The sequence below is a fragment of the Streptomyces sp. NPDC048270 genome, from assembly GCF_040652335.1.
GTDB lineage: Bacteria > Actinomycetota > Actinomycetes > Streptomycetales > Streptomycetaceae > Streptomyces.
On sequence record NZ_JBEZLV010000098.1, the window covers coordinates 1 to 4,390 of the forward strand.

A 4,390-nucleotide genomic window follows, 5' to 3' on the forward strand; every position below is an offset into this window, starting at 1 on the left:
GGCCGGCAGGTCTGACTCCCGCCAGACGTGGGCGTCGGCCTTGTTCCCCGGCGCCGGCCGGGCCGAGGCAGTGACCAGGCGGCTGTCCGCGTCGATTCAGCAGCTCAACCGCATGATCCCCCACCGCGAAGAGCTACCCAAGGATCACCGGCTTCACGGAAAGTGTCGAAGAGCCTGAGTGCTCCCCCGGCGGCCGACGAGCCCTCCCCAACGGCAGCCAGACTCCGCGCTGTTGGCGGGTGGGTCGGCGCAAGGAGATCACCCCCTGGCCGGAGGTTGCTTGGTGGGGCGAAAGGGATCCCCCTGGGTGACCACGACATGGGCGTGATGCAGGAGCCGATCGACGGTCGTGGTGGCGAGAGTCTTGGTCATGATCTCATCGAAACCGGACGGGTGGAGGTTGCTCGAGACGGCCAGTGCCCGTCGTTCGTATGCGGCGTCGACCAGGCGGTTGAAGCCTTCGGCGGCGTCAGGGCTGACGGGCAGCAGGCCGATGTCATCGACGATGATCAGATCGGTGCGGATAAGTCGGGCCATGGCCCTGGCCAGGGAATCATCCACGCGGTGGCGCCCTTCGTTGTCCACCGCAGCAGCGACATCGGATCACCCCGCTCATCGGGCTCTACCAACGCAAGCAGAGCCCGACGCAGCCCCGGATCAAGGTCCACGGCCTTCTTCCGGCCACCACCAGGACGACGAACCCGCCCCAACAGAGCCTGGCCTGAGGCCGGTTCAGCCACACCGCGCGAGACCGTGCCCTCCCGAACGCCGGCCGCGGCAGCGCCCAGTCTGATCCCACCATTCCCCAGCGACAGTGCTTCCGCCCCTGTGGCCAGCCGACGCTGACGCTCGTCCAGATGCGGCAACAACACCTGGAATTTCGCCGCCAGGACACCCTCGGCCCCCTCCGGGCTCCCTACGAGCTCGTACCAGGATCTTGTTGAGATGTCCTGGTGGGGCGTGACCGGGGTGATGATTCGGCCGTTCGTGGTGGTGTGAGTACTCGGCCGTGGATCGTGGACGACGGCTTGTGGGCACTGATCGAGTCGCTGCTGTCGCCCTGGCCGGCGAGGTCGCCAGGGCCGCGGCCGGTGGCAGACCGGCTGTGCCTGCAGGGCATTTTGTACGTCCTGCACAACGACATCGCCTGGCAACTCCTGCCACCTGAGCTGGGCTTCGGCTCTGGGCAAATCTGTTGGCGGCGCCTGGAACGGTGGCAGCAGGCCGGAGTCTTCGACCAGCTGCACCGCATCCTGCTCGCGGAACTGAACGCGGCCGGCCGCCTCGACTGGTCGAGGGCGTGCGTGGATGGCTCCCACATCCGCGCGAAAAAAAAAGGGGGGCGCCGACACCGGTCCGTCGCCGGTCGACCGCCGGAAGACAGGCAGCAAACACCACCTGATCTGCGACGGACACGGCACCCCCGCTCAAAGTCATCACCACCGAGGCCAACGTCAACGACGTCACCCAGACCCCCGCCCCAATCGACGGCATCCCGCCGGTGGCAGGCCGCCCCGGCCGGCCCCGCCGACGTCCCGAGGCCCTGCTCCAGGACAACGGCTACGACTCCAACCCCAACCGCGATGAACTGCGCAAACGCCGGATCCTGCCCGTCATCTCCCACAAAGAAGCCCCGAACACCAAGGGCAGGGCCAAGCTCCCCTAGGTCGTCAAGCAGACCTTCGCCCTGCTCCACCAGCTCAAACGCCTCGCCGCCCGCTGAGAACGCCGCACCGAACTCCACGACGCCCTCGTCTCCCTGCAGCCTCATCTGCTGGCGACACCTCAACAAACCCGAATCATGATCGTGTTACGAGCTCTATACCAGAACAACGAGCCCGCCGGCTGGAAGCCACGACTTATTTCCCGGCAAGCCCTAAACCCGCAGGTTCTCCTACCGCCGATGACGCCAACCACACGTCGGCTGCGGCTACTTCGGCAGCCACACGCCCGCTACCTCCTGAACGCGAACCAACTACGTTTCTGATTAATAGGTGGCAGGCCTTTCTTGCTTTCGCAGAAGGTTACGCGTTTCTTGGTGACGTGCTTCCTGAGGCTTCCCCTGATCAGGTCGTGCAGTTCTGGTGGAGCTCCAATGACACACACTTCTCCGTCAGCCTCCCCTCCCCTGGAAGCCTTGTACAGAGCTACCTCTTGAACATCGAGATCGTAGGCATTTAGCTCATTCGCATTGTAGAAATCCGGGTGTGTCGCACCTATCACGAGGAGCAATGGGAACTGCCTCTTCTCGCTTTCGTGACCCTTCGGGGACAGCAGCAGCATGCGACACTGGAATCCGATTTTCAGCGACTTCAAAGAACGGCGATTAAAGGAATTGATAGTGGACAGCCGCTTACGTTGCCAAACCAGATAGGTGCCCATGGAGTCGCTCGCCGACTGGCCGGGGACAGCGTCGGCGGAAGTCTTCTCACGCAGGAAACGTTCGCCCTCACAGGCAACACTCTCAATGCCCAATACATTTGATTTGAGCAACTCTCGAAAGGTCGCCGGGGAAGCAGCCCCAAGGGCGTGCGGATATTGGAATCCACCCCCCTTCGCCAATTTGTGAAATTGCTCACAGAAGGCATTCATTGCAAGAGAACCGAAACGCAGCGTGCGACTGATGTGCTCATCGCTCCACCCTCGCTGATGGAGAACCTTGATGAGTGCTCCCTCGACGACGTTGCAGTTCTCACCCCTGAACTGCTCCGGTTCCATGAGCATCTGCTCACAGGCCCAGGTCAAGTGCTCAGCGATGTCGGCCGCGGAGGTGGGAACCCTGGGCGGGGACTTAACTGGAAAAGCCTGCTGGCTGTCAGCCTTCTGCGGCTCGGGGCCAGTCAGCCTTACCGAATGCTGAGCCCCCTGCGCCCGCCGAACAGCCGACACAGACGGTGTCCGGTCGCCCGCTTCATGTGTGTGGGCGCCAGTCGTGCTACTGCTGGCCATCTCATTGACGACTTCCCGCCATATCGGGCCGAAGAGCTCGGCAAATATTTCGACGGAAAGTTCAGCCGATATAGGAGCATCTTGATAATACATACCCAGACTCACAGGCTTGCCTGGAAGGTATTTGAGGGAGTAGTCCCTGTCGGCCAGCCCGTCGTCAAGCAGCTCTTGAGCCAGTCCAGGCAAATTCTCTCGCTGGTCAACCAATATGGCAAGAAATCCTTCGGGAATCACAGCGCGCAGCACGGTAAGTGACACTTGCCGACACTCGATAAAGGCACTCATTATTACCGCTCGATTTTTGCCCCAAACTTCTTCTTTTTCCGAACCGAGGCGCTCTGCCGCATTCGGATTATTCGCAGCACTTTGTGCGGCCGGCTCCGGATCCGGATCCGGAGCCGGAGCCGGAGCCGGAGCCGCGATGGTGTCGGGGTCACCGTACCGATTAGCCCAATAAGCCAAGAGATCGACGTATGCTGCGGCTGCCACTTCCTTAGGAGGAGGTGTAGCCTCGAAATGGTTCGGATTGAGGCCGACATTCAGGTAGAGATTCGTGACGTCGATCGCGGGATTATCGTGCCTCAGGGAGGCCAGAAGTCCTATAAGGAGCTCGCACTCTCGAGATCTGAAATCTGGATGTCCGCTCATCTCGGCATAGCATTTACCGGTGCGGCGCATGAGAAAATCATGGAAAATACAGTGCAACACATCATATCCGAAGGGGACGCCCTCCGAGCGGATGCGCTCGCCGCAGTATTCAATAGCTTCTATTACGCCGAGTCTCAGTTCCGTGTGACAAATCATCGTGGCGGCCGATCTCTCTTCTGCTGGTATCCTTATCGGCAGCAGTTACAGAATGGAATGAGTGGGGTGAACTCTCAAGCACGATTATGAACATTCCATCAGGTGGCGCATCGCCTGATAGTGATGAAGCCAGCGTAGATACGCCTACCCTTTCGTGCAGTCGAGCGATCAGGCCTGGTTCTGTGAGGGTGAATAGGCAGATCGGCGGGGTTGTCGGTGAGATGGCGAAGCTTCCGTCGTTGGTGTGGTGATTCCACTCATCACACCGGCGCCGGAGGCTTCGTGGGTCCCCTGTTCTTCCGCGCTGGACGTTCCGTACGAATTCGTTGAGCATGTCTCCTGGCTGCTCCACGCCCACCGGCAGGAGCTGAACTCTCCCTGGCGGCGTCTGGGTTGCTTCAAGCATGCCTTCCTCGCACTCCCCTGCCTGCGGAAGAACGAGACGTATCAGCAGGTCGGGGCCGGAGTCTGGGTCTCCGAGGCCACGGCCTAAGAGCTCGTAACACGATCATGATTCGGGTTTGTTGAGGCGTGGGCCTTGACCTCGGATTTTGGACACCGGAGAGACTTGGATCTTGATGGTCCAGGAGAACGGAGTCCCCGTGGGGATGAAGCACTATCCCGCCGAGTTCAAGGC

At 61.1% G+C, this 4,390-nt stretch carries 1 protein-coding gene and 5 pseudogenes; 2 read left to right on the forward strand and 4 right to left on the reverse strand.

The genetic code is table 11. The features are described from left to right. The 3 pseudogenes from AB0D66_RS34085 to AB0D66_RS34095 form a co-directional block, all read right to left on the reverse strand. A pseudogene (locus AB0D66_RS34085) lies at positions 1 to 96 on the reverse strand (IS5/IS1182 family transposase); the annotation flags it as partial. A 192-nt stretch (positions 97 to 288) separates the two neighbouring features. Then, positions 289 to 567 (reverse strand): annotated as a pseudogene (locus AB0D66_RS34090) (ATP-binding protein); the annotation flags it as partial. A gap of 5 nt (positions 568 to 572) precedes the next feature. Continuing rightward, positions 573 to 872, reverse strand: a pseudogene (locus AB0D66_RS34095) (ISAzo13 family transposase); the annotation flags it as partial. 123 nt (positions 873 to 995) lie between these two features. Here AB0D66_RS34095 and AB0D66_RS34100 point away from each other — a divergent pair. Beyond that, positions 996 to 1,805 (forward strand): annotated as a pseudogene (locus AB0D66_RS34100) (IS5 family transposase). A 148-nt stretch (positions 1,806 to 1,953) separates the two neighbouring features. Here AB0D66_RS34100 and AB0D66_RS34105 read toward each other — a convergent pair. Continuing rightward, complete coding sequence (locus tag AB0D66_RS34105) at positions 1,954 to 3,627, reverse strand: hypothetical protein (RefSeq protein WP_362311035.1); 1,674 nt, start codon at positions 3,625 to 3,627, stop codon at positions 1,954 to 1,956. 370 nt (positions 3,628 to 3,997) lie between these two features. On the opposite strand from AB0D66_RS34105, the pseudogene AB0D66_RS34110 reads away from it, so the two are divergent. Continuing rightward, a pseudogene (locus tag AB0D66_RS34110) lies at positions 3,998 to 4,243 on the forward strand (IS5/IS1182 family transposase); the annotation flags it as partial. Between the last annotated feature and the right edge of the window lie 147 nt (positions 4,244 to 4,390).

Bases quoted from the DNA above. Each gene is read 5' to 3' on its own strand.
- AB0D66_RS34105 (WP_362311035.1), bottom strand. From the start codon at position 3,627: ATGCGCCGCACCGGTAAATGCTATGCCGAGATGAGCGGACATCCAGAT.